This window comes from Bacillus sp. Marseille-P3661 (assembly GCF_900240995.1).
Taxonomy (GTDB): Bacteria; Bacillota; Bacilli; order Bacillales; family Bacillaceae_J; genus OESV01.
Map to the genome: position 1 here is coordinate 60,108 of NZ_LT965959.1, position 24,357 is coordinate 84,464.

16 protein-coding genes, 7 tRNA genes and 3 rRNA genes are annotated in these 24,357 nt (G+C 39.6%); 23 read left to right on the forward strand and 3 right to left on the reverse strand.

Going from position 1 to position 24,357, the window contains the following annotated elements:
- Positions 1-92 precede the first annotated feature (92 nt).
- A complete protein-coding gene (gene gerD / locus C1724_RS24215) occupies positions 93-680 on the reverse strand; it encodes a spore germination lipoprotein GerD (RefSeq protein WP_102349712.1) in 588 nt (195 codons plus the stop codon).
- A 141-nt stretch (positions 681-821) separates the two neighbouring features.
- On the opposite strand from gerD, the gene C1724_RS24220 reads away from it, so the two are divergent.
- The gene (locus C1724_RS24220) at positions 822-1,418 is read left to right on the forward strand and encodes a KinB-signaling pathway activation protein (protein ID WP_102349483.1); all 597 of its coding nucleotides are present in this window, start codon (positions 822-824) and stop codon (positions 1,416-1,418) included.
- A gap of 14 nt (positions 1,419-1,432) precedes the next feature.
- Here C1724_RS24220 and pdaB read toward each other — a convergent pair whose 3' ends face one another.
- Positions 1,433-2,194, reverse strand: coding sequence for a polysaccharide deacetylase family sporulation protein PdaB (pdaB, locus tag C1724_RS24225; protein ID WP_102349485.1), 762 nt, complete (start codon positions 2,192-2,194; stop codon positions 1,433-1,435).
- A 145-nt stretch (positions 2,195-2,339) separates the two neighbouring features.
- Here pdaB and C1724_RS24230 point away from each other — a divergent pair, with 145 nt between their 5' ends.
- The 18 genes from C1724_RS24230 (at position 2,340) to glmS (ending at position 17,043) form a co-directional block, all read left to right on the forward strand.
- Positions 2,340-2,576, forward strand: coding sequence for a hypothetical protein (locus C1724_RS24230; RefSeq protein ID WP_102349487.1), 237 nt, complete (start codon positions 2,340-2,342; stop codon positions 2,574-2,576).
- Positions 2,577-2,810: 234 nt separating this feature from the next.
- Positions 2,811-4,359 (forward strand): 16S ribosomal RNA (locus tag C1724_RS24235).
- Between the two features lie 152 nt (positions 4,360-4,511).
- Positions 4,512-7,448, forward strand: a 23S ribosomal RNA gene (locus tag C1724_RS24240).
- Positions 7,449-7,661: 213 nt separating this feature from the next.
- Positions 7,662-7,778 (forward strand): 5S ribosomal RNA (gene rrf / locus C1724_RS24245).
- The 16S, 23S and 5S rRNA genes sit together here with 7 tRNA genes alongside, the layout of an rRNA operon.
- Positions 7,779-7,788: 10 nt before the next feature.
- Positions 7,789-7,863: transfer RNA gene (locus tag C1724_RS24250), tRNA-Asn, on the forward strand.
- 1 nt (position 7,864) lies between these two features.
- Positions 7,865-7,937 (forward strand) — tRNA-Thr (locus C1724_RS24255).
- 17 nt (positions 7,938-7,954) lie between these two features.
- Positions 7,955-8,029, forward strand: a tRNA-Glu gene (locus tag C1724_RS24260).
- A 12-nt stretch (positions 8,030-8,041) separates the two neighbouring features.
- Positions 8,042-8,117 (forward strand) — tRNA-Thr (locus C1724_RS24265).
- Between the two features lie 30 nt (positions 8,118-8,147).
- Positions 8,148-8,232 (forward strand) — tRNA-Tyr (locus tag C1724_RS24270).
- A 38-nt stretch (positions 8,233-8,270) separates the two neighbouring features.
- Positions 8,271-8,345: transfer RNA gene (locus C1724_RS24275), tRNA-Gly, on the forward strand.
- Between the two features lie 6 nt (positions 8,346-8,351).
- Positions 8,352-8,427, forward strand: a tRNA-Ala gene (locus C1724_RS24280).
- A 172-nt stretch (positions 8,428-8,599) separates the two neighbouring features.
- Positions 8,600-9,502: an arginase gene (gene rocF / locus C1724_RS24285; RefSeq protein ID WP_102349489.1), complete on the forward strand. Its 903-nt coding sequence runs from the start codon at positions 8,600-8,602 to the stop codon at positions 9,500-9,502.
- Between the two features lie 556 nt (positions 9,503-10,058).
- A complete protein-coding gene (gene sigW / locus C1724_RS24290; RefSeq protein WP_102349491.1) occupies positions 10,059-10,622 on the forward strand; it encodes an RNA polymerase sigma factor SigW in 564 nt (187 codons plus the stop codon).
- Between the two features lie 14 nt (positions 10,623-10,636).
- Entirely contained in the window at positions 10,637-11,233 is a 597-nt protein-coding gene (locus C1724_RS24295; RefSeq protein WP_102349493.1) for an anti-sigma factor family protein, read from the forward strand.
- A gap of 162 nt (positions 11,234-11,395) precedes the next feature.
- Positions 11,396-12,226, forward strand: coding sequence for a diadenylate cyclase CdaA (gene cdaA / locus C1724_RS24300; RefSeq protein ID WP_102349495.1), 831 nt, complete (start codon positions 11,396-11,398; stop codon positions 12,224-12,226).
- Positions 12,216-13,457, forward strand: coding sequence for a CdaR family protein (locus tag C1724_RS24305; protein ID WP_102349497.1), 1,242 nt, complete (start codon positions 12,216-12,218; stop codon positions 13,455-13,457). Before cdaA ends, C1724_RS24305 begins: the two co-directional genes overlap by 11 nt.
- Positions 13,458-13,477: 20 nt before the next feature.
- The gene (glmM, locus tag C1724_RS24310) at positions 13,478-14,821 is read left to right on the forward strand and encodes a phosphoglucosamine mutase (RefSeq protein ID WP_102349499.1); all 1,344 of its coding nucleotides are present in this window, start codon (positions 13,478-13,480) and stop codon (positions 14,819-14,821) included.
- Positions 14,822-15,240: 419 nt separating this feature from the next.
- Positions 15,241-17,043, forward strand: a complete 1,803-nt coding sequence (gene glmS, locus C1724_RS24315) for a glutamine--fructose-6-phosphate transaminase (isomerizing) (protein WP_102349501.1) — start codon at positions 15,241-15,243, stop codon at positions 17,041-17,043.
- A gap of 87 nt (positions 17,044-17,130) precedes the next feature.
- On the opposite strand, the gene C1724_RS24320 is transcribed toward glmS, so the two are convergent.
- Positions 17,131-18,348: an MFS transporter gene (locus C1724_RS24320; RefSeq protein ID WP_102349503.1), complete on the reverse strand. Its 1,218-nt coding sequence runs from the start codon at positions 18,346-18,348 to the stop codon at positions 17,131-17,133.
- Between the two features lie 224 nt (positions 18,349-18,572).
- Between C1724_RS24320 and C1724_RS24325 the strand changes: the two genes are divergently transcribed.
- From C1724_RS24325 to C1724_RS24340, 4 genes are all read left to right on the forward strand, one after another.
- Positions 18,573-19,328 (forward strand): NADPH-dependent oxidoreductase, encoded by a 756-nt coding sequence (locus C1724_RS24325; RefSeq protein ID WP_102349505.1) that lies wholly within the window; start codon positions 18,573-18,575, stop codon positions 19,326-19,328.
- Positions 19,329-19,701: 373 nt separating this feature from the next.
- Positions 19,702-20,391, forward strand: a complete 690-nt coding sequence (locus C1724_RS24330) for a Crp/Fnr family transcriptional regulator (protein ID WP_102349507.1) — start codon at positions 19,702-19,704, stop codon at positions 20,389-20,391.
- 22 nt (positions 20,392-20,413) lie between these two features.
- Complete coding sequence (locus tag C1724_RS24335) at positions 20,414-21,181, forward strand: peptidylprolyl isomerase (protein ID WP_102349509.1); 768 nt, start codon at positions 20,414-20,416, stop codon at positions 21,179-21,181.
- 80 nt (positions 21,182-21,261) lie between these two features.
- Positions 21,262-24,348 (forward strand): peptidase domain-containing ABC transporter, encoded by a 3,087-nt coding sequence (locus C1724_RS24340; RefSeq protein ID WP_102349511.1) that lies wholly within the window; start codon positions 21,262-21,264, stop codon positions 24,346-24,348.
- Positions 24,349-24,357 lie beyond the last annotated feature (9 nt).

The window sequence follows — 24,357 nt, forward strand, 5'->3', positions numbered from 1 at the left end:
ATTTTGTGTAATAAAAAGTGGCCCCTGTTTTCACAGGAGCCACTTTCTATTTCTACTTACAAAGAACTTTTAATTAGTAAAGTGATTGTTGGTTATTCTTCCTTCTGTTTTTCTTCTTGTTTAGCTGCTTCTTCTTTTTGGAGTTCCTCTGCACCTTTAATTAACATGTCCTGCATTTTAGCCTTAAATAAAGGGCTTTCGATTGTTTCTGATATTAATGTTTTAAGCTGGTCTCTGTATTGCTGGGATTTCATTGCATCTAAAAGCTGCTTTTCCATTTCGGGGTCTTTCAAAATATCGATCATCATTGCCTGATAGTCAGGGTCTTTCATTAATCCTTTAATCAACTTTTCATGTTCAGCTTGCATTGACTTTGCGAAGGCCTCAGTAAACTTTGGATCCTCAAATTGCTTTTTCCAAAAGTTTAATGCCTCCTCAGATGTTAAAGCAGTTTTAATTGATTGTTGGACAAAAGGTTGGTCCATTACAAGCTGTGCTTTAGTATCTTCATTTGTTACTATTTCTTCTATTGCCTTTTTTCCTTCATCTGTTTTAAGAATATCAACCACCATTTTCTTTGTTGTATCATAATCTGGTTGATTGTTCCCCTGTATTTCTGCTGGTGCACAGGCGCTAATTAAAAACAGCAAAAGAAGGAGGAGCATTAATATATTTTTCATAGCTAAAAGAGCTCCTTTCAAAAAATTTCACCTATAGTTAATATGAATTGATTTGAGAAAAATATACGCTTTATGAGACTAGCTTTTTACTGGGGTGATTGATACAATAAGGAAGGATTTGAACCATTTGGGGGCAAAAAAATGAAAAGTAGAAATTGGGTATACTTATTTTTAACTACTCTGATTATTGGAGGAATAAGTACAGTAATTATTGGATTTGGTGTAAAATGGGACGAATATTCTTCTTTATTTATACCATTTAATTTAGTCGAGATACTTTCCGTTACACTGTGGTTGCTTGGTGTCGGTTTCATATTTAGCTTAATAAGCCAAATGGGTTTCTTTGCTTATTTAACTGTTCATCGATTTGGATTAGGGTTGTTTAAATCACTATGGAATGCTGTTCAAATAGTTTTAATTGCCTTTGTTTTATTTGATCTTGTTTACTTTCGATATATAGCATATGGAGAAGGACAACCACTTTCTGAATATATTCTTCCCGCTGTACTTATTCTACTTTATGGAATGATAATTGCTTACTGGAAAATGAAAGAAACAAATAAGGGCGCATTTATTCCAGCCTTATTTTTCATGGTTGCTGTTACGATTCTAGAATGGGTACCAGCTTTACGCGCTGATGATAAGGCTTGGTTACTTTTAATGGTCTTACCTTTATTAATATGTAATACATGGCAGTTATTAATTCTTCATCGACTTACAAAAACAGCAAATAGCTGATCCTATTGGATCAGCTATTTTACTTCATTGCTTTTTATATCAGCGTTAGAAATTAACTCTGATACTGTTACAATTTTAAGACCTTTAGACTTTAAGCCCTTAATTATTTGGGGCAAGGCCTTTTCTGTTTGTGTTGCTGAATCGGATGCGTGGAGCAGAATTATATCCCCGCCATTAACGTTTGGTACTACATTCTGAACGATTTTCTCAATACCTGGGTTTGTGTAATCTAATGAATTAACACTCCAGTGTACAATTGAATAACCGTAGGAATCTGCTATTTGAAGAATTTTTTTATTAAAATTGCCATTTGGCGGACGAAGATACTTGAGCTCCTTTATTCCTAACTTCTTTAAAGTTTCATCTGCCATTAATATGTCACGTCTAATTTTTTTATCATCCCAATCAGCATAATTTCGATAATGGTACCCCATACTTCCTACTTCATGGCCTTCTTTTACAATTTGCTCCAAAATATCCGGATGTCTCTCAGCCCATGACGCAGAAATAAAGAAGGTTGCATTTTTTATTCCTTCCTTCTTTAAAGTATCCAAAATAATGGGCGCTCGTTCATCTCCCCAACTGATATCAAATGTAAGGGCTACTTTATCATCCGCTTTTTCGCCTTTATAGATTGCCATCGGCCCTTTCTCAGTTGAGAATACTGATTGCTGTTGATTTCCCATATACAAAATACTAGCTGTAAAAAAAGCAGCTATAATTACAATGAGAGATTGTTTAATTCTCTTCCCATTCACTACGACGAAAAACTTCATAGTAAATCCTCCTCTAGTGCGTAACGTTTTCTAATATTTATGTTCAAATGGACAAGACTATGAATAATTTATCGCGATTGAGACAAATTAAATTGTAATCTCAACAATTTGAATTTATTCCCAAAATTATTCTAGAGGTGAATATATGTTAGGGCTATTATTAAATAACAGAGAAATCAAGGAATTAGAATATCTACTAAAACGTGAAATGGAGGAATTATTATTTGACCTTGGTGACAACAGAATCGATCATATGGTAAAACAAGCAATGGAGGATAGGTATCAAGTATTATTTAATTTATTTAAAAGATTTGCATCTGAAACAGAGTGTAATAAATATATCAGAACAAAGAAATATAAAGGCAATAAGATGGTAAAGTAGATTAAAGAAATATGTAAAATGGTTATTGACGTCCATAACTAGTTATGATATATTTATTTTCGTTGCTCGATAGCAATAAAAAAAACACAAAAATAGTTGACTTTATATCTCTTGTATGGTATTTTATATAAAGTCTTGACGCTCTTTGAAAACTAAACAAAATGTCAAGCGTGCAAAATAAGTTGAACTACGTTCAACAACCAAGTCAGTTTATTAGTTTGAGCAATCAAACCCTTTTCGGAGAGTTTGATCCTGGCTCAGGACGAACGCTGGCGGCGTGCCTAATACATGCAAGTCGAGCGGATGACGAGGAGCTTGCTCCTCTGATTCAGCGGCGGACGGGTGAGTAACACGTGGGCAACCTGCCTGTAAGACTGGGATAACTTCGGGAAACCGGAGCTAATACCGGATAATCTCTTGAACCACATGGTTTAAGAATAAAAGATGGTTTCGGCTATCACTTACAGATGGGCCCGCGGCGCATTAGCTAGTTGGTGAGGTAACGGCTCACCAAGGCGACGATGCGTAGCCGACCTGAGAGGGTGATCGGCCACACTGGGACTGAGACACGGCCCAGACTCCTACGGGAGGCAGCAGTAGGGAATCTTCCGCAATGGACGAAAGTCTGACGGAGCAACGCCGCGTGAGCGATGAAGGCCTTCGGGTCGTAAAGCTCTGTTGTTAGGGAAGAACACGTACCAGTTAACTGCTGGTACCTTGACGGTACCTAACCAGAAAGCCACGGCTAACTACGTGCCAGCAGCCGCGGTAATACGTAGGTGGCAAGCGTTGTCCGGAATTATTGGGCGTAAAGCGCGCGCAGGCGGTTTCTTAAGTCTGATGTGAAAGCCCCCGGCTCAACCGGGGAGGGTCATTGGAAACTGGGAAACTTGAGTGCAGAAGAGGAGAGTGGAATTCCACGTGTAGCGGTGAAATGCGTAGAGATGTGGAGGAACACCAGTGGCGAAGGCGACTCTCTGGTCTGTAACTGACGCTGAGGCGCGAAAGCGTGGGGAGCGAACAGGATTAGATACCCTGGTAGTCCACGCCGTAAACGATGAGTGCTAAGTGTTGGAGGGTTTCCGCCCTTCAGTGCTGCAGCTAACGCATTAAGCACTCCGCCTGGGGAGTACGGTCGCAAGACTGAAACTCAAAGGAATTGACGGGGGCCCGCACAAGCGGTGGAGCATGTGGTTTAATTCGAAGCAACGCGAAGAACCTTACCAGGTCTTGACATCCTCTGCTACTTCTAGAGATAGAAGGTTCCCCTTCGGGGGACAGAGTGACAGGTGGTGCATGGTTGTCGTCAGCTCGTGTCGTGAGATGTTGGGTTAAGTCCCGCAACGAGCGCAACCCTTGTCCTTAGTTGCCAGCATTTAGTTGGGCACTCTAAGGAGACTGCCGGTGACAAACCGGAGGAAGGTGGGGATGACGTCAAATCATCATGCCCCTTATGACCTGGGCTACACACGTGCTACAATGGATGGTACAAAGGGTTGCGAGACCGCGAGGTTGAGCCAATCCCATAAAGCCATTCTCAGTTCGGATTGTAGGCTGCAACTCGCCTACATGAAGCTGGAATCGCTAGTAATCGCGGATCAGCATGCCGCGGTGAATACGTTCCCGGGCCTTGTACACACCGCCCGTCACACCACGAGAGTTTGTAACACCCGAAGTCGGTGGGGTAACCTTTTGGAGCCAGCCGCCTAAGGTGGGACAGATGATTGGGGTGAAGTCGTAACAAGGTAGCCGTATCGGAAGGTGCGGCTGGATCACCTCCTTTCTAAGGAAGAATTACGAAGACGCGCTTAGACATTTTGTTTAGTTTTGAGAGAGCATTCTCTCTATATTGTTCTTTGAAAACTAGATAGCAATAACATTCATATTTACTGTAGAAAAGTTCTTATTAAAATCTTGATGATTAAGATCATCTTAGGTTAAGTGAATAAGGGCGCACGGTGAATGCCTTGGCACTAGGAGCCGATGAAGGACGGGACTAACACCGATATGCTTCGGGGAGCTGTAAGTAAGCTTTGATCCGGAGATTTCCGAATGGGGAAACCCACTGTTCGTAATGGAACAGGATCTATACCTGAATACATAGGGTACTGAAGGCAGACCCGGGGAACTGAAACATCTAAGTACCCGGAGGAAGAGAAAGCAAACGCGATTTCCTGAGTAGCGGCGAGCGAAACGGAAGAAGCCCAAACCAAGAGGCTTGCCTCTTGGGGTTGTAGGACACTCTATACGGAGTTACAAAGGAACGAAGTAGGTGAAGTGGTTTGGAAAGACCAGCCGAAGAAGGTAACAGCCCTGTAGCTGAAACTTCGTTCTCTCTTGAGTGGATCCTGAGTACGGCGGGACACGTGAAATCCCGTCGGAAGCTGGGAGGACCATCTCCCAAGGCTAAATACTCCCTAGTGACCGATAGTGAACCAGTACCGTGAGGGAAAGGTGAAAAGCACCCCGGAAGGGGAGTGAAAGAGATCCTGAAACCGTGTGCCTACAAGTAGTTGGAGCCCATTTATGGGTGACAGCGTGCCTTTTGTAGAATGAACCGGCGAGTTACGATCCCGTGCAAGGTTAAGTCGAAGAGACGGAGCCGCAGCGAAAGCGAGTCTGAATAGGGCGATTGTAGTACGTGGTCGTAGACCCGAAACCAGGTGATCTACCCATGTCCAGGGTGAAGTCCAGGTAACACTGGATGGAGGCCCGAACCCACGCACGTTGAAAAGTGCGGGGATGAGGTGTGGGTAGCGGAGAAATTCCAATCGAACTTGGAGATAGCTGGTTCTCCCCGAAATAGCTTTAGGGCTAGCCTTAAGGTAAGAGTCTTGGAGGTAGAGCACTGATTGGACTAGGGGCCCCCATCGGGTTACCGAATTCAGTCAAACTCCGAATGCCAAAGACTTATCCTTAGGAGTCAGACTACGAGTGATAAGGTCCGTGGTCAAGAGGGAAACAGCCCAGATCACCAGCTAAGGTCCCAAAGTATACGTTAAGTGGCAAAGGATGTGGAGTTGCTTAGACAACCAGGATGTTGGCTTAGAAGCAGCCACCATTTAAAGAGTGCGTAATAGCTCACTGGTCGAGTGACTCTGCGCCGAAAATGTAACGGGGCTAAACGTATCACCGAAGCTGTGGATTGACACTTACGTGTCAGTGGTAGGGGAGCGTTCTAAGGGCTTTGAAGCTAGACCGGAAGGACTAGTGGAGCGCTTAGAAGTGAGAATGCCGGTGTGAGTAGCGAAAAGACAAGTGAGAATCTTGTCCATCGAAAGCCTAAGGTTTCCTGAGGAAGGCTCGTCCGCTCAGGGTTAGTCGGGACCTAAGCCGAGGCCGAAAGGCGTAGGCGATGGCCAACAGGTTGATATTCCTGTACCACCTCTTTACCGTTTGAGCAATGGAGGGACGCAGGAGGATAGGGTAAGCGCGCTGTTGGATATGCGCGTCCAAGCAGTTAGGCTGGTAAGTAGGCAAATCCGCTTACCACATAAGCTGAGCTGTGATGGCGAGGGAAATATAGTACCGAAGTTCCTGATTCCACACTGCCAAGAAAAGCTTCTAGCGAGGTAGAAGGTGCCCGTACCGCAAACCGACACAGGTAGGCGAGGAGAGAATCCTAAGATGCGCGAGAGAACTCTCGTTAAGGAACTCGGCAAAATGACCCCGTAACTTCGGGAGAAGGGGTGCTCTGATAGCGTGCAAGCGCGAGAGAGCCGCAGTGAATAGGCCCAAGCGACTGTTTAGCAAAAACACAGGTCTCTGCGAAGCCGCAAGGCGAAGTATAGGGGCTGACACCTGCCCGGTGCTGGAAGGTTAAGAGGAGAGGTTATCCTTTTCGGAGAAGCTTTGAATCGAAGCCCCAGTAAACGGCGGCCGTAACTATAACGGTCCTAAGGTAGCGAAATTCCTTGTCAGGTAAGTTCTGACCCGCACGAAAGGTGTAACGATTTGGGCACTGTCTCAACGAGAGACTCGGTGAAATCATAGTACCTGTGAAGATGCAGGTTACCCGCGACAGGACGGAAAGACCCCGTGGAGCTTTACTGCAACCTGATATTGAATTTTGGTACAGCTTGTACAGGATAGGTAGGAGCCTGAGAAGCCGGAGCGCCAGCTTCGGTGGAGGCATCGGTGGGATACTACCCTGGCTGTATTGAAATTCTAACCCGCGCCCCTGATCGGGGCGGGAGACAGTGTCAGGTGGGCAGTTTGACTGGGGCGGTCGCCTCCTAAAGAGTAACGGAGGCGCCCAAAGGTTCCCTCAGAATGGTTGGAAATCATTCGTAGAGTGTAAAGGCACAAGGGAGCTTGACTGCGAGACCTACAAGTCGAGCAGGGACGAAAGTCGGGCTTAGTGATCCGGTGGTTCCGCATGGAAGGGCCATCGCTCAACGGATAAAAGCTACCCCGGGGATAACAGGCTTATCTCCCCCAAGAGTCCACATCGACGGGGAGGTTTGGCACCTCGATGTCGGCTCATCGCATCCTGGGGCTGTAGTCGGTCCCAAGGGTTGGGCTGTTCGCCCATTAAAGCGGTACGCGAGCTGGGTTCAGAACGTCGTGAGACAGTTCGGTCCCTATCCGTCGTGGGCGTCGGAAATTTGAGAGGAGCTGTCCTTAGTACGAGAGGACCGGGATGGACACACCGCTGGTGTACCAGTTGTTCTGCCAAGAGCATCGCTGGGTAGCTATGTGTGGACGGGATAAGTGCTGAAAGCATCTAAGCATGAAGCCCCCCTCAAGATGAGATTTCCCATTACTTTAAGTAAGTAAGATCCCTCAGAGATGATGAGGTAGATAGGTTCGAGGTGGAAGCATGGCGACATGTGGAGCTGACGAATACTAATCGATCGAGGACTTAACCAAAACGAAAAGCGGAAGTGCCCGTCAAGCGACGTAAGGACTGAAGCGCATCGACTGAGATAAAGGAAACACGAAGAGCGGTAGCGATTCGATGTTGACTTATCGTAGGGAGGTGGGCGAAGTTCACTAGTCGCTGGGCACTGGAGCTGGACAATTACAGTTGAATATGAATGCTTGTTATCTAGTTTTGAGGGAACAATCCTCAAATTAAATATGTTTGGTGACGATAGCGAAGAGGTCACACCCGTTCCCATTCCGAACACGGAAGTTAAGCTCTTCAGCGCCGATGGTAGTTGGGGGCTGTCCCCCTGTGAGAGTAGGACGTTGCCAAGCTATATATTATTCCACAGTAGCTCAGTGGTAGAGCTATCGGCTGTTAACCGATCGGTCGCAGGTTCGAATCCTGCCTGTGGAGCCATGCTTCCATAGCTCAGCAGGTAGAGCACTTCCATGGTAAGGAAGAGGTCACCGGTTCGAGCCCGGTTGGAAGCTTTGTATATTTCATATCTGGCCCGTTGGTCAAGCGGTTAAGACACCGCCCTTTCACGGCGGTAACACGGGTTCGAATCCCGTACGGGTCACCAACATCTATATTAGCCGGTGTAGCTCAATTGGCAGAGCAACTGACTTGTAATCAGTAGGTTGGGGGTTCGATTCCTCTCGCCGGCACCAGTGTTCATGTATAAGGTTGTTCAATAATTTGGAGGGGTAGCGAAGTGGCTAAACGCGGCGGACTGTAAATCCGCTCCCTGTGGGTTCGGCAGTTCGAATCTGTCCCCCTCCACCATTCAAATTTACTTTATATTTATAATAAACATAGCATGTGCGGAAGTAGTTCAGTGGTAGAACACCACCTTGCCAAGGTGGGGGTCGCGGGTTCGAATCCCGTCTTCCGCTCCAGTAATTGGGGCCTTAGCTCAGCTGGGAGAGCGCCTGCCTTGCACGCAGGAGGTCAGCGGTTCGATCCCGCTAGGCTCCACCATACATATATTGATACTATATCCGCTTAGACATTTTTGTTCTAAGCGGATTTTTTATTTATAGCGTTAAACTATGAATAATCGTAATTGCATAAATATTCAATATCCTGTCGAGTTGAGTCATTTCCAATCACATTATAAAATATAAGGTAAGATGCCATAGGGGGAATGATGATGAATAAAAATATATCTATTATTGGAGTTCCGATTGATTTAGGTCAAACGAGACGCGGAGTTGATATGGGGCCTAGTGCTATGAGATACGCAGGTGTTATTGAACGATTAGAAAATTTGAATTATGATATTGAAGACTTAGGTGATATTGAGTATAGAAGACCTACAAGAAAAGAAGTTATTTCAGATACTAATTTAAAAAATCTAAAGGAAGTTGCTGATGTAAGTGAAAAGCTTGCTGCAAAGGTAGCTGAAACTGTTTCGCATAACCGATTCCCCTTAGTGTTAGGGGGCGACCATAGCGTGGCGATTGGGACCCTAGCAGGCATCTCTAAACATTATTCTAATCTAGGAGTTATTTGGTATGATGCACATGGCGATCTAAACACTGCGGAAACATCACCTTCGGGAAATATTCATGGAATGCCTTTAGCAGTTAGTATGGGGCTTGGTCATCCGGATTTAACAAATATTGCAGGATATAGTCCTAAAGTTGATCCCAAGAATATCGTAATTATTGGCGCTCGGTCCCTTGATCAAGGTGAAAAAGAGTTAATTAGGGAAAAAGGAATTCGAGTTTATACGATGCATGAGATTGATCGCATGGGGATGACTGCAGTTATGGAGGAAACAATTAATTATTTGTCAGCAAGAACGGACGGTGTTCATTTAAGTCTTGATTTAGATGGTTTAGACCCAAGTGATGCACCGGGAGTAGGAACACCTGTTATTGGTGGTATTAGTTATCGTGAAAGCCACTTAGCAATGGAGATGCTTGCAGAATCAGATATTATTACATCTGCTGAATTCGTTGAGGTAAACCCAATCCTTGATGAAAAAAATAAAACAGCTTCTGTGGCAGTTGCACTGATGGGCTCCTTATTTGGGGAAAAGTTAAAGTAAATAGTCCTTTTGAATTAAGATAATAATAAACTTCTTTAAAACAAGCAGTTAAATTCACATCTGCTTGTTTTTTCTTATTTAAATAATAAGATGTTCTAGGTATTAAAAAGTGTACGGTAAAATGCGGGGTATGTTAGGGGAAACATTACGATGAGTTACTTAAACAAATCCGGGTTAGCGATTTAATTAAATTGTAAAGGAGCTTATAATGAAACCGTATGAATAAGAAGAGGTAGGACTCAAAAGGGGTGCATGAACTAAGTTGTATAATAAATGATGCAATATTGATTCACTGTAGTTCATCTAGGCTATGAGGACTAGGTAATATTATTTGTTAATTACAAACAATATGTTAAGTTTGAGAAAAATGTTTTATAATTAGGCCTGTTATTACTCTTTAAATTACATTGTTTCACATTCTATGATCCGTTTTATATAATAGAAGATAATGTTTGCAAAAATTATTGTAAAAATTTATTTTTCATGACCAAGTCTGAAACCTTATTGGTGACATGTACGTAACTATAGATAGCCGCAAGTGCGGAGGTAATTATAAATGGAAACTTTAATAAAAAAACGAATTAAGCAAGTTAAAAAGGGAGATCAAAACGCTTTTGCTGAAATTGTAGAGCTATTTAAGGATAAAGTGTATCAGCTTTGTTATCGAATGATTGGTAATGCACATGAGGCGGAGGATTTGGCACAGGAAGCGTTTATCCGAGCGTATGTTAATATTCATAGTTATGATATTAACCGGAAATTCTCTACATGGCTGTATAGGATCGCAACAAACTTGTCCATTGACCGACTGAGGAAGAGGAAACCTGATTACTATTTAGATGCTGAAATCCAAGGTACAGAAGGATTAACGATGTATTCACATCTTCAGTCAGATGAACCATTGCCTGAAGAAAGTGTGGAAAGTCTAGAATTTCAAGAAATGATACAAAGTGAGATAAATGAATTGCCGCCTATGTACCGATCGGTGATTGTTCTTAAATATATCGAAGAATTGTCCTTAAAAGAGATAAGTGAAATATTAGATATACCTATAGGAACGGTTAAAACGCGGATTCACAGGGGAAGAGAAGCGTTAAGAAAAAAATTAGGTAATGTATAAGGGGGGATAAAGTAATGGAATGTTCAACAGAAATTGTTGAATTAATGCATAAATATTTGGATGAGGAGACTTCCGAAGAAGAAAATAAAGCATTAAAAGGACATATCGAAAGTTGTACAACATGTCAGCAGTATTTTCAGCAATTGAAAAAAGCTATTGCATATGTACAAAGTACGACTCATATTAAGGCCCCTGAACATTTCACTGCAAATGTTATGAGTAGACTCCCTAAAGAAAAACCATCTTTAAGATATACTAGATGGTTTAAAGCGCATCCAACTGTTTCAGCTGCGGCTGCATTTGTTATCTTAATGATGGGAAGTGTTTTCGCTAATTGGGAAAATGACCAATTATCTGTTTCTAAGCAATCAAATTTGCAGATTCAAGAACAAACAGTCATTGTACCAGAGGGAGTGGTAGTAGAGGGCGATGTGGTCGTTAGGAATGGAGATATCAAAATTGAGGGTGAAGTCGATGGTAATGTAACAGTTATTAACGGTGATAAATATTTAGCATCGGCGGGGCGTGTTACTGGGGAAATTGAGGAAATAGATGCAATATTTGAGTGGATTTGGTATAACATGAAGAAAGTATTCACAGCTGCTTTTTAGTGCACTAAAGTATCTGAAGCTATCTTATTAAGAGATGGCTTTTTTATCTATTTACAATTTTTATGTAATCCATAGGGTAGTATGTTATAATATTGTAGTTAAAATGGATAAAGTCCATATATAAGGATTGGAGTATGAATTTTTTTAAAAGGAAGTGTCTAAATGCCTGTTGGAGAATTTCCAATCTTAAATTACATCGGAGAGATCATAGATGTTCTCCTTGTGGCCTTTGTGATATATAAATTAATCATGATTATTCGCGGTACAAAGGCTGTGCAATTATTAAAAGGCATTTTTGTTATTATTGCAGTTTGGTTTCTAAGCAGTTTCTTTGGCTTAAATACACTGCAATGGTTAATGAATCAGGCCTTAACATGGGGGTTCTTGGCTGTTATTATTATTTTTCAGCCTGAATTACGAAGAGCACTTGAACAACTGGGAAGAGGTCGTTTGTTTTCCAGAAGTGCAGTCCCTGAAGAAGAAGTCCTTACAAAGAACATTGATGAAATCGTAAAATCTATGTCTTATATGGGAAAAAGGCGAATAGGAGCTTTATTATCTATTGAAAGAGAAACAGGTATGGGTGACTACATAGAAACTGGAATACCATTAAATGCAAAAATATCTTCAGAACTTTTAATCAATATTTTTATTCCTAATACTCCGCTGCATGATGGAGCTGTCATTATAAAAGATAATGAAATAAAAGCTGCTGCTTGTTATTTGCCATTATCTGAAAGTCCATTTATCTCAAAGGAGTTAGGGACGCGTCATCGGGCAGCATTAGGTATTAGTGAAGTAACCGATAGTATTACAATAATTGTTTCTGAAGAAACCGGTAATATTTCCTTAACAAAAAATGGTGAGTTATACCGCAATCTGACAAACGATGCGCTTAAAGAGATGCTTGTAGAAGAGCTTACAAATAGTGCAAAAGCAAAAACAACTTCTCCATCGCGATGGAATTGGAGGGGGAAGAAAAATGCTGATTGATAAATGGTTAAATAGTCCATGGTTTGTTCGAATTGTAGCTTTATTTCTTGCATTAATGCTATATACAGCTGTTAATATGGAAACTCAAACTAATCCTAAGCCTAGTGGGATTTTACAAACAACTACGGAAACAGAAGCACTATCAAATATACCTTTACAGGTTATTTATAATGAGGATAAGTTTGTCATATCAGAGCTTCCACAAACTGTAAACGTTTATGTTGATGGCACGAATAGTGTGATTAAAGCAATGAAAGCACAGGAAGGATACGAGGTTTACGTTGATTTATCTAATCTATCCGCAGGGAAACATAATATTCGTGTACAACATCGCGGCTTTTCTAATAAATTAAAAGTGAATATAGACCCAGCCATGGTTACTGTAGAGATACAAGATAAAGTTGAACAAATCATGCCGATTACAATTGAAAAGCTAAATCAAGATAAATTACCACAAGGATACACATCAGACGAGCCAATTATTGTACCAAATAGCGTAAAGGTAAGAGGTTCTAGAGATGATGTGAAACGAATCGGCTTTGTAAAAGGATTTTTGGATATAGAAGGGGTAATGGATACGGTCAAGAAGGATGTAGCAATCAATGTCTATGATTTAAATGGAGAACAATTAAACTTAGAAGTTGAGCCATCTGTTGTAGAGGTACAAATCCCGATTTCACCGCCATATAAGGCAGTCCCGTTTAAGGTGAATCGTAAAGGAACCTTACCGAATGGAATGAGCATTAAATCATTTGAGGTTTCACCGACCGAAATAACGGTTTATGGTCCATATGAGGTTATTGAAACAATTGAAATGATTGATAACATAGATGTAAATTTATCAACTATAGATGGAGACCAAACCCTCGAGGTAAAAGTGCCAGTACCGGAGGGAGCTATTAAAGTAAATCCTGAGGTAATCTCTATAAAGGTTGATGTTGAAGAAGAAGAAAGCAAAGTATTAACCAATGTACCGATCAAGCTAAGTGGCAGTTCAAACCTAGACAATGTTTCAATCATTACACCACTAGACGGCTTAGTAAATTTAAGGATTTTTGGTGCGGAGGATGTCATACAAAATATTCAACCTGAGGACTTTGATATTAGGCTTAATGTAGGCGGTTTTTCACAGGGAGAACATGAAATAGATATTGAAGTTGTGTCAGGACCACAAAATGTCAGATGGGAAATTACCCCGTCAAAGGCCCTTATTGAAATTAATAATGGATAAGCTATAGAAGGAGCGATATAATGGGTAAATATTTTGGTACAGACGGTGTTCGCGGAGTGGCTAATAGTGAACTAACACCAGAGCTTGCCTTTAAAATAGGAAGATACGGTGGTTATGTTTTAACAAAGGATACAAATTCACCAAAGATTTTAATTGGTAGAGATACGCGGATTTCGGGCCATATGCTTGAAGGAGCATTGGTCGCAGGGTTACTCTCAATTGGTGCAGAAGTAATGCGGTTAGGTGTTATATCTACTCCGGGAGTGGCCTTTTTGACGAAAGCCCTAGGCGCTCAAGCAGGTGTCATGATTTCAGCTTCACATAACCCTGTTGCGGATAACGGTATAAAGTATTTTGGTCCGGACGGTTTTAAGTTAACAGATGAACAAGAACTTGAAATTGAAAGGTTAATTGATGCGGAAGAAGATACTTTGCCTCGTCCTACTGGTGCGGATATAGGACAAGTAAATGACTATTTTGAGGGTGGTCAAAAGTATTTACATTTCTTAAAACAAACTGTTGACGAAGACTTCTCAGGTATTCATGTTGCTTTGGATTGTGCACACGGTGCAACTTCATCATTAGCTCCGCATCTATTTGCTGATTTAGAAGCGGATATTTCAACAATGGGAAATAATCCAGATGGCCTAAATATCAATGACGGAGTGGGATCAACACATCCACAAAAATTAGCTGAATTTGTTCTTGAAAAAGGAGCGGATGTCGGTTTAGCTTTTGATGGTGATGGTGACCGATTAATTGCGATTGATGAAAAAGGAAATGTTGTTGATGGCGATCAAATTATGTTTATTTGTGCAAAGTACCTAAACGAAAAAGGAAGATTAAATCAACAAACAGTTGTTTCAACAGTGATGAGCAATCTTGGCTTTTATAAAGCGTTAGAAACCAATCAAATAAAAAGCGTGCAAGCGTCTGTTGGCGACCGTTACGTAATGGAAGAAATGAGAAAAGGCGGTTTTAATCTTGGCGGTGAACAATCAGGCCACATTATCTTCCTTGATTATGTAACAACAGGCGATGGAATGTTATCGGCTATTCAATTAGTAAATATTATGAAAGCTACAAATAAACCATTATCAGAGTTGGCAGCTGAATTGGAAAAATTCCCGCAACTATTAGAGAATGTCCCTGTAACGGATAAATCCATTGCAGAAACAAATGAACGAATTAAACAGGTTATAAAAGAAGTAGAAACCGAAATGGGAGAGAATGGGCGCTTACTTGTGCGGCCATCAGGTACCGAGCCATTAATAAGAGTAATGGCTGAGGCACCAACAGAAGAGCTTTGTGAAGAGTATGTAAAAAGAGTTGTAACAGTTATTCGCGAAGAAATAGGAGCATAATTGGGATATGCATAGGCAGCACGATTAGGTGCGCTTATGCATATTTTTATATTAAGCAAATAATTCTCTAATATTTGTGAAATAAACTGTAAGTTACTTCGGGAAAAACAGGAAATTGACGATTTCGAAACTCTATTGTAAGATGAAGGTTGAATTAATAAATGAAAGGTGGATAGGTTTTTCCTAAGTTAAATAAGCGCCTGGACTATTTTGAGCGAAGGAATAGTTGACGAGGAGGAGGTTTATCGAGAGTCGGCGGATACCTCCCGGTTGCAGCACAACCGTAAGCTTGGACGAAAACAAAGAGGCGACTCTTTGTACAAACGTTTAAGTGAATGTAAAATTGCATAATGAATATTAACTTAAAGAGCGGGGTAAGAAAGCCCCACTTTCTTGCCCCGGCAGGGAGGAAAACGTACATGTGCGGAATTGTTGGATATATTGGTCAAGAAGATACGAAAGAAATCTTGTTAAAAGGATTAGAAAAACTAGAATACCGTGGTTATGATTCAGCTGGAATTGCGGTTCTTAATGATAATGGTGTTCAATATTTCAAGGAAAAAGGTCGTATTGCTAAGTTACGCGAAGTAGTAAATGAAAATGTAAAAGCTACAGCTGGAATCGGGCATACCCGTTGGGCTACACATGGTGTACCGAACCGCACAAATGCACATCCGCATCAAAGTAAATCTGGTCGTTTTACAATTGTTCACAATGGTGTAATTGAAAATTATCAGCAGCTTAAACGAGAACTTTTAGAAGATGTGAACTTACTAAGTGAAACAGATACCGAAGTCATTGTTCAAATTATTGATAAAATTGTTCAAAAGGGTGAATCGGTTGAGGAAGCATTCCGTCAAACGCTACTTCAATTAAAAGGTTCATATGCAATAGCATTATTGGATGAACAAGATCCGGACCGAATTTATGTGGCCAAAAATAAAAGTCCGCTGTTAGTAGGTGTTGGAGAAAACTTTAATGTTGTAGCAAGTGATGCAATGGCGATGTTACAAGTAACTGATCAATATATTGAATTAGTTGATAAAGAAATGGTAATTGTAACAAGAGATTCTGTTACAATTAAAAACCTTGATGGCAAGGAAATTGAGCGTGCACCATTTACTTGTGAACTAGATACTAGTGATATCGAAAAAGGTACGTATCCGCATTTTATGTTAAAAGAAACTGACGAACAGCCTTTTGTTATTCGTAAAATTATTCAAGAATATCAAGATGAAAATAACACACTAAAGCTTGATGAAAATATCCGTCAAGCGATGATAGATACAGATCGTATTTATATTGTAGCTTGTGGAACTAGTTATCATGCTGGTCTTGTGGGTAAGCAATTTATCGAGAAACTCGCTAATATTCCTGTAGAAGTACATGTGGCAAGTGAATTTTCATATAATATGCCATTATTATCTCAGAAACCATTATTTATTTTCATATCTCAAAGTGGAGAAACTGCCGATAGTCGTGCAGTACTAGTTGAAGTGAAGAAACTTGGACATCGCGCTTTAACAATTACAAATGTTCCAGGTTCAACCTTATCTAGGGAAGCTGATTTTACACTTCCGTTATATGCTGGACCTGAAATTGCCGTGGCCTCAACAAAAGCATACACAGCGCAAATGGCTGTATTAGCTATTTTAGCTGTTGATACTGCTCGTACAAAAGGCATACAACTATCTTTTGACCCTATTCAGGAATTAAGTATTGTTGCCAATGCAATGGAAGTTCTTTGTGACCAAAAAGAAGAGATGGAACAAATTGCACGTGACTATCTTGCCACTACAAGAAATTGCTTTTTTATCGGTCGTGGCATTGATTTCTATGTCGGCTTAGAAGGGGCGTTAAAGCTAAAAGAAATTTCCTATATCCAAGCAGAAGGATTTGCTGGTGGTGAGTTAAAGCATGGAACAATTGCTTTAATTGAAGAAGGAACACCAGTTATTGCACTTGCGACGCAGGAAAGTGTAAACTTGGGTATCCGTGGAAATGTTAAAGAAGTTGCGGCACGTGGTGCTAATACTTGTATCATAAGTATGATGGGTTTAAATGATGCGGAAGATCGCTTTGTGATCCCAGAGGTTCATGAATTGATGACGCCATTAGTTTCAGTTATCCCACTTCAATTAATTGCATACTATGCTGCATTGCATCGCGATTGCGATGTAGATAAGCCAAGAAACCTAGCTAAGTCAGTTACGGTTGAATAAGAATAATAATTAAAAGACAAGGTTGGACTTTCTATCCCAACCTTGTCTTTTTCATTTATTAGCCACTATTCTAGGTATTATAACTGTCTATTCCTGCAAGCTCTTCAGCCTTCTTAATGAAGGAAACCAATACATCCAGAGTCCCGCAACGGCAATGGTTCCTAATCCACCAATGAACACAGCTGGAACAGCTCCAATAAATCCAGCCATTATACCAGCTCTAAATTCTCCTAGTTGATTGGAAGTCCCAATAAATAAGGAATTTATTGCATTTACGCGACCACGCATTTCGTCTGGTGTTTGCAATTGTACTAGAGAAGATCTGATGACAACACTCACTACATCCGAAGCTCCAATAATAAATAATGCTGCTAATGATATCCATAAATTAGATGATAAGGAGAAAATCATTGTTGCTAGTCCGAAAATGGCTAGTGCCCCAAATAATTTGTATCCAACAGTTTCTCTCAATGGAACATACGCTAAAACAATGGACATTAATAAGGCCCCAACTGCTGGAGCTGTTCGCATAAGACCTAATGACCACGGACCAGTTTGAAGGATATCTTGCGCAAATATCGGTAAAAGTGCTGTCGCTCCTCCAAGTAGAACAGCAAAAAGGTCAAGAGAAAGAGTGCCAAAAATGATGCGTTTCTTATATATAAATACCAAACCAGAAAAGATGGAGCGGAAAGTGTTTAATTGTGTAGTGTTTGGCTGGCGAAATTCCAATCGGATGAAAAATATTAGAAACCCGGCTATTAAAAACGAAATGATTGCTGTTATGTAAACATAAGATGTGCCGAATGAAAAAAGTAGCCCCCCAATTGATGGGCCGATAATTTGGGCTGTTTGCCCAGCTGATGTACTCCAAGAGATTGCTTGTTGTAGATTTTCCCTTGGTACCAATTGTGGTAACAGAGAAGCTGATGTGGGACCCTCAAAAGCACGACAAGTTCCCAAAATTACAGCCGCTATCAAAATATGTTCACGATCAAGCCAACCCCCAATGTTTCCAAATAGTAATAACATGGCTATGCCGCTTTCCATAAACTGACATATGAATACAATTTTCCTACGGTCAAATCGATCGGCAATATGGCCTACAATTAATGTAAGCATGAACATTGGAAGAAATTGAGCTAATCCAACAAAACCAAGGCTAAAAGCGTCTTGAGTGATGGAATACATTTGCCAGCCAATCGCAACAGAAAGCATTTGAAAGGATGAGGAAGACAAAATACGGGAAAACCAGAATTTCGCAAAAGATGTCTGATTTAAAATAGTATTTTTTGATTTAAACAATTCCGATTCCTCCGTTCATTTCTCAAAACTATCATTCTATTATAAAAAGGTAACGACTTAATTCAATGCTGATGTGAGTAGTATATTATATTAAAGGGAAATAACCAATTATTCTTTTTAATCAGTCTTATTAGATGTATATAAATTTGAAAGTATACAAGCTAGTTAACTATATTTGAGAATGAAGTTGGACGTGTAGTATGGTATACATAAGGAGTGATTTTATGAATGAAACCATTAAATTAATGAGAAATCATCGCTCAGTAAGGCAATTTGACCCTGAAAAAGATGTTAACGATACCCAAGTGGAAACGATTATTAAGGCGTCAATGGCTGCTCCAAATTGGATTAATGGTCAGCAAGTGAGCGTAATCGAAGTAAGGGAACCTGAAAGGAAATCTGCATTGGCAAAAGCTGCTGGAAATCAAAAGTGGATCGAGGAGGCACCTGTTTTTCTTGTGTTTTGTATGGACTTTTATCGGGCGAAACTGGCGGCTGAAAGAAATGGAAATCGTTTTCGGATTGTCGAAAATATAGAGTCTATTATTGTTGGTTCAACAGATGTTGGAATTGCACTGGGAAGCGCTGTTATCGCAGCTGAATCGATGGAACTTGGAATCGTTCCGATTGGGGGTATAAGAAGAAATCCTCAAGCTTTTGTTGAAATTTTGAATTTGCCAGAATATGTTTACCCGATTTCTGGTCTAGTCATTGGTTATCCAAAAACCATTCCCGATCAAAAACCAAGGCTGCCTCTTAAGGCTACGCATCATAAAGAACAGTACGATGCTAAAGTTCAAGTGGAAATTATTCATCAGTATGATGACATCATTTCGTCCTATATGACTGAGCGTACAGGTGGTCAAGATTCCAGCAACTGGTCAAGTAAAGTAGCTCATTTTTATGATAGCGGATTTGAACAATATGAAAAAAACGCCAGTCCTACAATCAAGAATCAAGGATTTCGTTACGAGGGTTAAAACATTTGATGTTGAATTTAGATCCAGCTATCTCTTTTATTGAGTTTTTAGGTAGCACGTTTACGCATCATTCAAAAGTAAAGATAAGAATTACATTCTAAAGAATCAGGAAATATGGCCTTTTGGACATACTTCCTGATTTTTTTTATTCATTAGTTAAGTAGCAAAACTTGAACACAATGCTATGTGTTCATATGAGATTTGGATAGTTATAGTAGGAGAATTTTTCATTATAAAAAGTGATTTTTCTAGAGTTAGCAGACAAGCTCAATTATGTAAAAAGTTTTAGAAAATTCGAACTAAAAATGAATTTATCCCGAACTCCCACGTATACTATGTATATATTTTCCTACATAAAAGGAGTCCCAAAAATATGCATAGTCAATTAGGCTCTCTTTTTACTGGTATCCCCTTTTTTGAAGGCTTAACTGAAGAAGATGTCAAGCAGTTGTCTAAGTGGTGTGTTGAGAGGAAGTTTAAAAGAAGATCCATTATTTTTTTAGAAGGAGATGTTGGAGACGAGCTATATATTATAAAAAAGGGATCGGTTGAAATTTGTCATTATTATGAGGATAAGAAAAATATTCTAACGATTCTTCATGAAGGGAATTATTTCGGCGAAATGGCGTTACTTCAAAAGGGGAGTTCTAGATCTGCAACAGCTGAGGCAATAGAAACAACTAGTTTGTATGCATTAAGACGTGAGGATTTTGCTAGATTACTAGAAAGTAATCCGAAATTAATGTTAAACCTTTTGGAAAATACCATGGATCGATTGAGACAAGCAAATGAGCTCATACATGATTTAACATTTCTAAATGTGCGCTTACGTCTTAACAAATTACTAGTTAGATTAATTGATCAGTTTGGCAGCCATCACCCTAAGGGGATGCTGATCAATTTTAAGCTCACACATCAGCAAATAGCTGAATTGATCGGTGCTGCAAGAGTCACTGTTACTAAACTGATGCTAGAGTTACAGGATGAAGGGATTATCGAGATTCTTAATAAAAAAATTTTAGTTATTGATCTTGAGCAATTGAAGGAAGATCTTTTTATTTAAATTTAAGAAGAGGTGTATAAATATGTCCTTAACAAACATTGAGGTTTTTACTTTAAATGGTCAATCTATATCTTTACAAGAGGTCATTGCTCTTGCTAAGAGACAAGGGAACTTAAGTGCTATCGAAGAGAAGATAAAGCAGCTAGTGATTGTGGATGAGGCAAAACAAAGAGGAATTGAAGTTTCAGTTGAGGAGTTACAATCTACTGCAGACCAGATTCGCCAAGAATTAAATTTATATAGTGCAGCCGAAACTAACGAATGGTTAGAAAAACGACTATTAACAATTGAGGATTTACAGGAGATGGCTTTATATAGGAAAACTGCTGATAAATTAAAAGAAAGCCTTGCAAAAGGGAAAGTAGAACAATTTTTTAATGAAAATAAAATTGCTTTCGATACAGCGGTCATTTCCCATATTGTAACGAAAGAAGAAGGAGAAGCAAAAGAAATCGCCTATCAAATTGAAGAAGGTGAAGAGTTTCACCAGCTGGCCAGGGAGCTTTCAATTGATGAAAAAACAAAGCCTGTTGGAGGATATATCGGAGAAGTATACCGAAAAGCTCTTTCTCCACAAGTTGAAGCTGCCGTTTTCGGAGCACAAGCGGGTGAGGTTGTTGGACCTGTATCAACCGATCAAGGCTATCATGTAATTAAAGTAGAAAGCATTCAGAATGCTATATTAAATGAAAAGCTTACTGAAGGAATAAAAGAGTTATTGTTTAATCAATGGCTGAGTGACACTTTAGCTGCTGCAAGTGTTGAGTTAAAGCTACAAAATAACTCTTAAATACTATTAAATTAGTATGAAAACTCCCGCTCTGCTTTTCAGTACAGCGGGAGTTTTTTTAATCAATATAAGTTTACTATATGGAGGTGAAACCTCTGAGTAATCACCATATTTTTGATAAGGTAGCTATTTTTAATATCCTAGATGATGAAGAAAAGGATCGTTTAGTTAACAAGTTGGAAATAGTTAACTACCGATTAGGACAAACCGTATTATCTAGTGAAGAAAATGAACAAGCTCTTTTTTTTATATTATCAGGGAAGGCAAGGATTATAAGCACCCAGGCTGACGGCAGAGAATTAAATTTAGGGCTATTGTCAGAAGGCGACCATTTTGGCGAAACTAGATTATTTGAAAATCATAACCTGGATGAAGGTACGGGAATTATTATCCGCGCTTCAGCAAACTTAACTGTATTAAAGCTTCACAAAAAAGACTTCGATAACTTACTAGACAGTCATACTGAATTAAAGAAGTACTTTACCGATTATATCTCTAACAATGCGATGAGAATATTTTTAAAGCGATCTACAGTATTGGCACCTATTAATGCTAATGAACTCAGGTCTCTTTTAGATAAAATCCAAATTATTCATTTTTCAAAAGGAGAAAACATTGTAACCGAAGGAGAAGTCGGTGATGCTTTTTATATTATAAGCTCGGGTACGGTTGATGTAATAAAAGATAGTGAAAATTATAAGGTTCTAAATACTCTCGAAGCGGGAGCTTTTTTTGGAGAATTAGCGTTATTAACAGGTGACACAAGAAAGGCAACCGTACAAGCCAATGATAATGTGCAGGTTTTTAAATTATCTAAAGATGATTTTGATTCATTAATTAAAAGGTTTCCCAAAATAAAAGATTCTATCTTAAGTATTGCTTCGGGATATGGTCAGGTTTCAAATGAGAGCCAACAGGTATTTGATACAACAGTTGCAGATCCTGAGTTAGAGGGCAGTTTAAGTGAAACAGAAGCAGTTATTACAGAGGACACAAAGATAGGGAAATTCAAAGTTAGAAAAAAAAGGATAAGATTGCCTGTCATTTTACAGCAAAGTGAAACAGATTGTGGTGCTGCGAGTTTGGCCATGATTGGGAGGTACTACAATCTTAAGCTAAGTATAAACAAGATTAGAGAATTGGCAAATGTAACAAGATATGGTGCAACTTTATTAAGTCTTGCAGAAGCAGCTGAAACAATCGGGTTTCTTTCAAAAGGAATACAAACGGATCTTAAAGGATTAAGAAACCAACAACTTCCAGCAATTGCTCATTGGCAGGGCAACCATTATATCGTTGTTTACAAGGTGACAGATAAAGAGGTTGTTGTAGCGGACCCTGGAATCGGGTTAGAGAAGATCGCACATGAAGAGTTCGAAAAAAATTGGACTGGGACATTGCTTATACTTACACCTACAATAAATCTAAAAAATACAGACCTACAGGAAAACTCATTTCAAAGATATTTACCATATTTTCGACCGCATTGGCGTACGTTGTTAGAAATATTAATAGTAAGTATATTTATTCAAATATTAGGGTTAGCGCTTCCAATTTTCACTCAAATTATTTTAGATGATGTACTCGTGTACAAAAATACACAGTTGTTTTTTATTGTTATGATGGGCATGATCTTTGTATCAATTTTTAGTGTGCTATTCACAGCGATAAGACAATACCTTCTCGTTTATACCTTTCAAAAAATAGATGTAAGAATGATTCTAGACTTTTATCAGCATGTAATGGGACTTCCGTTAAAATATTTTGTTGAACGAAGAGTCGGAGATATTATTAGCCGTGTCAATGAAAATGAAAAGATTAGAAACATGTTATCAACAAGTACACTGTCTACATTTTTGGATATTATTACTCTCGTAGTGTACTTTGGACTTATGTTTTTCTATAACATCAAACTTGCATTTGTAAGTATGTTGTTTTTGCCTATGTTTGCGATTTTAACACTTGCATTCACGCCTTTAATGAAAAAAAATAGCCGAAAAGCTTTTCAAGCTAATGCTGAAATGCAGTCACATATGGTGGAGGCAATCGGTGCGATACAAACCGTAAAGGCCATTAATGCAGAACGAAAGGTACGTTGGAATTTAGAAAATAAGTTAGAGAACGTAGCTAAAGTAAATATTAAAACAGCAATATTAAATGTTTCAATTGAATCTTTAAGCAGTTGGATAAAGACTTTAAGCAGCTTCAGTGTCTTATTTTACGGGTCATATCTTGTATTGAATGGCGATCTTTCAGTAGGTCAATTGATGGCATTTACCGTGCTGCTAACAAATGCAATTGATCCTGTTACACGAATTATTCAATTCTGGGATGAGTACCAGGAGGTTAGAATATCGATCGAACGTTTAAATGATGTATTTGACGCCGAATTAGAAGAAGCTGAGCCTGATAAAATGTTAAGAATCCCTAGCATCAAGGGGCAAATTGCATTTGAAAATGTAACCTTTCGCTATGAGCAGGACGGCAAAAATATATTGCAAAATATAAATCTTCAAGTATATCCAGGGCAAACGGTGGCCTTAGTAGGGAGAAGTGGGGCTGGTAAATCAACCTTTGCCAATTTAATACTAAAGTTATTTAAACCATCTACAGGAAAAATAACCATTGACGGCTATGACTTAAATCAAATCAGTGTATCATCCTTGCGTCGTCAAATAGGTGTTGTGCAGCAAGAAAATGTGTTATTTAGCGGAACTATTAGAGAAAATATTGCTTATCATTATCCAGACTCCTCCTATCAGGATATTGTTACGGCATCGATGCTCGCAGGGGCACATGAATTTATTACAGCATTACCACTTGGCTATGAAACTGTAATTGGTGAACGAGGTATGAATCTATCTGGAGGACAGCGACAGCGAATTGCTATTGCGCGTGCATTATTAGGAAAACCAAAGATTCTTATTTTTGATGAAGCGACAAGTGCTTTAGATACGGAGTCAGAGAAAATCATTCAAAAAAATATGGGACTAATTTTAAAGGATCGGACAACGTTTATTATCGCTCATCGCTTAAGCACTATTCGTGAGGCTGATATGATTGTTGTGCTTGATCAGGGTATCATTATCGAAGTTGGAAATCATGATCAGCTGATGTCAAGGCGGGGCCTTTATTATTATTTGAATAAACAGCAGTTGGATCAGTAAGGAGGAGCG

Bases quoted from the DNA above. Each gene is read 5' to 3' on its own strand.
- glmS (WP_102349501.1), top strand. From the start codon at position 15,241: ATGTGCGGAATTGTTGGATATATTGGTCAAGAAGATACGAAAGAAATC.
- C1724_RS24335 (WP_102349509.1), top strand. From the start codon at position 20,414: ATGTCCTTAACAAACATTGAGGTTTTTACTTTAAATGGTCAATCTATA.
- cdaA (WP_102349495.1), top strand. From the start codon at position 11,396: ATGCCTGTTGGAGAATTTCCAATCTTAAATTACATCGGAGAGATCATA.
- glmM (WP_102349499.1), top strand. From the start codon at position 13,478: ATGGGTAAATATTTTGGTACAGACGGTGTTCGCGGAGTGGCTAATAGT.
- C1724_RS24220 (WP_102349483.1), top strand. From the start codon at position 822: ATGAAAAGTAGAAATTGGGTATACTTATTTTTAACTACTCTGATTATT.
- C1724_RS24295 (WP_102349493.1), top strand. From the start codon at position 10,637: ATGGAATGTTCAACAGAAATTGTTGAATTAATGCATAAATATTTGGAT.
- C1724_RS24325 (WP_102349505.1), top strand. From the start codon at position 18,573: ATGAATGAAACCATTAAATTAATGAGAAATCATCGCTCAGTAAGGCAA.
- gerD (WP_102349712.1), bottom strand. From the start codon at position 680: ATGAAAAATATATTAATGCTCCTCCTTCTTTTGCTGTTTTTAATTAGC.
- C1724_RS24305 (WP_102349497.1), top strand. From the start codon at position 12,216: ATGCTGATTGATAAATGGTTAAATAGTCCATGGTTTGTTCGAATTGTA.
- pdaB (WP_102349485.1), bottom strand. From the start codon at position 2,194: ATGAAGTTTTTCGTCGTAGTGAATGGGAAGAGAATTAAACAATCTCTC.
- C1724_RS24340 (WP_102349511.1), top strand. From the start codon at position 21,262: ATGGAGGTGAAACCTCTGAGTAATCACCATATTTTTGATAAGGTAGCT.
- sigW (WP_102349491.1), top strand. From the start codon at position 10,059: ATGGAAACTTTAATAAAAAAACGAATTAAGCAAGTTAAAAAGGGAGAT.
- C1724_RS24230 (WP_102349487.1), top strand. From the start codon at position 2,340: ATGTTAGGGCTATTATTAAATAACAGAGAAATCAAGGAATTAGAATAT.
- rocF (WP_102349489.1), top strand. From the start codon at position 8,600: ATGAATAAAAATATATCTATTATTGGAGTTCCGATTGATTTAGGTCAA.
- C1724_RS24330 (WP_102349507.1), top strand. From the start codon at position 19,702: ATGCATAGTCAATTAGGCTCTCTTTTTACTGGTATCCCCTTTTTTGAA.